2 protein-coding genes and 1 pseudogene are annotated in these 2,259 nt (G+C 28.5%); all 3 read right to left on the reverse strand.

The annotated features are described in order from the left end of the window. Positions 1 to 633: pseudogene (locus tag BM384_RS16775) on the reverse strand (hypothetical protein); the annotation flags it as partial. A gap of 63 nt (positions 634 to 696) precedes the next feature. Continuing rightward, positions 697 to 1,539, reverse strand: a complete 843-nt coding sequence (rsmA, locus tag BM384_RS16780; protein WP_090015371.1) for a 16S rRNA (adenine(1518)-N(6)/adenine(1519)-N(6))-dimethyltransferase RsmA — start codon at positions 1,537 to 1,539, stop codon at positions 697 to 699. A gap of 3 nt (positions 1,540 to 1,542) precedes the next feature. Then, positions 1,543 to 2,091 (reverse strand): ribonuclease M5, encoded by a 549-nt coding sequence (gene rnmV, locus BM384_RS16785; protein WP_090015373.1) that lies wholly within the window; start codon positions 2,089 to 2,091, stop codon positions 1,543 to 1,545. Between the last annotated feature and the right edge of the window lie 168 nt (positions 2,092 to 2,259).

A 2,259-nucleotide genomic window follows, 5' to 3' on the forward strand; every position in this document is an offset into this window, starting at 1 on the left:
TTTATCTTCATCATGGTCATGCTTTTCATGATGATCATGCTTATCTTCATCATGGTCACATTTTTCGTGATGGTCGTGTTTATCTTCATCATGGTCATGTTTTTCATGATGCTTATGATCATGGTCATCATCATGATTTTTCTTATATTCTTTTTTATTGCTATCTTTAATTATTTTTTCTATGTCATAGTCAGTTTTATCCGCACATTTTACAACTTTACTTTTCTTCCAGTCTTCTTTTATGTTTTCATTATTCATAAATCCATACATAAGAAATGATAAACCTTCATTTTTATGTTTACATATTGCAGCTCCTGATATTTTTTCATAAGAAAAATTTAAACCTGCTATGTTATTTACATAATATTCTTTAACGGCTTCTCCCTTTCCTACATCACTTACATCTAAGAAGCCTAAATCTACTATCTGTTTCATATCTTTTCTATAGCAGATAAGTACAATTGAATATTTCTCACCTTTTTTTAAATTTTGTGCATAGAATGATATTTTGCACTTATCACTTTTAGCTTCTATTTTTGCATAGCCTGACAAAGGTTTATCTTCTGAACTAGAATGACAACTTTCATCCTCCTGTAAAATAATAAAATTCCTATATAATTTATTATATGCCAACCCTATTTCCCTCCACATATATTATTTCAATAAAGTATATGCCTTAGGGTTTTCATTTATTCTCTATCTTAATTCTGTAATTTTATCAGATAATCTAGCAAATTCTTCTAAGCTTAAAGTTTCTCCTCTTCTCTTTGGATCAATTTCTGCTTCTTCATATGCTTTTTCTAATACTTCTTTATTTATGCCAAGTTGCTTCGTAGCATTCCATAAAGTTTTTCTTCTCATATTAAATGAATGTCTTATTATCTCAAACATTAATTGTTCATCTTTGACCTTTACTCTTCTTTCTTTAAGTCTATCTAATCTTATTACGATTGAATCAACTTTAGGTCTTGGTATAAAGCATGAAGGCGAAACATTTCTAATTATCTTAGTATCACAATAATATTGAACTAATAAAGAAATTGAACCATATTCTTTGCAGTTTGGCTCAGCATTAATTCTTTCAGCCACTTCCTTTTGTATCATTACTGTAAGAGATTTAAAATTATAATTCTTCTTTAATAAGTTAACTATAATTGGAGTTGTAACATAGTATGGTAGATTAGCAACAAGCTTTACACTTTGTTCATCACCAATAATTTCATTAAAATCTACTTTTAATGCATCTTTATGTATTAATGAAAAATTGTCATATTGACCAAGTTCAGCTTCTAATATTGGAATTAAGTCATTATCAAGTTCTACAGCCACAACTTTTTTTGCCTTTTTTAAAAGTTGTGCAGTTAATGAACCTACTCCTGGCCCTATTTCAATTACAAGATCATTCTCATCTACTTCTGCACCTGAAACAATATCGTTTAGTACTGAATCATCAATCAAGAAATTTTGACCTAAACTTTTAGAAAATTTGAAATTATATTTATTAACCAATTCCTGCGTCTTATAATCTTTTATGTCCATAAATTATTCTCCTAGCTCATTTTGTATTTTGTTTATAGCATTTACAAACTCTTCTTGAGTAATACCATAGTTATTAAGTCTTGATAACATTTGATTTGCATTTCCATAACCTATTCCAAGTTCTTTTCCTAATATTATTCTTCTCTTTTTAGAATCGATAGAACCTGTTAATTTAAAATGAAACATATCATCCATTGTATAAAATTCATTTTTTTCTTCTGTTGTAATCTTAGCATTTTGTAATGCCTTTAATATTACCTCTGGAGTTGCATTTTCTACTCCAATATCTCCATCCTTTAATCCGTCTTCTTGTGCAATGTATGCATGTTTAACACCTTTAACACGTTTAGATATTATGCTTCTTATCTTTTCTCCTGCAAAATCAGGGTCAGTTAATACAATTACACCTTTTCTCTTTTGTGCTTCCTTTATTCTATCTATAATTTTAGCATTTATTCCAAAACCACTTGTGGCTATTATTTCTGCATCTACTGCCTTCTTTACAGCTGTTATATCATCTCTGCCTTCTACAACAATAACTTCTTTTATCAAAACAATAACTTCCTTTCATTTTTTACATATAATTAATGTACCCATATTATGTTGTAATGTCAAATTATGAAGCATAAAAAAGGGGCTGTAAAAAAAGTCCTAAAAATCAAACGACCATACTAGCTCAAAAGCTTGTATGGTTGTTTTTTTCATATACTTATATTTTTT

Origin of the sequence: Clostridium sp. DSM 8431 (assembly GCF_900116755.1) — a bacterium.
Taxonomy (GTDB): domain Bacteria; phylum Bacillota; class Clostridia; order Clostridiales; family Clostridiaceae; genus Clostridium.

What these genes read in the sequence shown, in the direction of transcription:
- rsmA (WP_090015371.1), bottom strand. Translation starts at nt 1,539, where the DNA reads ATGGACATAAAAGATTATAAGACGCAGGAATTGGTTAATAAATATAAT.